Consider the following 207-nt stretch of genomic DNA (forward strand, 5'->3'; position numbering starts at 1 on the left):
CGTATCCAGCGCTTCATAGTTGCCGCCGGCAGCGTCTTTGATACCGAGGGTCAGCGCTTCCTCACCCTGCTGATAGCTATCATCGCCGCGTGTCGCGATCTGTACCGTGCCGCTGCTTTCGCCCACCGGGATGGTGATGGTCTGATCGTTGCTTAGCGTGATCACCAGCGGACTGCCGGTGACCGGTGAACCCACGGTGGCGGTGAC

Annotated in this window: 1 protein-coding gene; it reads right to left on the reverse strand. The window is 61.8% G+C overall.

Annotation, left to right across the window (positions count from 1 at the left end; translation table 11 throughout):
- Window positions 1-207, reverse strand: a 207-nt coding sequence (locus NC856_RS17760) for an immunoglobulin-like domain-containing protein (RefSeq protein WP_264091719.1), incomplete at both ends; no start/stop codon positions are given.

The organism is Brenneria izbisi, assembly GCF_025840185.1.
In the GTDB taxonomy this organism is placed as follows: Bacteria; Pseudomonadota; Gammaproteobacteria; order Enterobacterales; family Enterobacteriaceae; genus Brenneria; species Brenneria izbisi.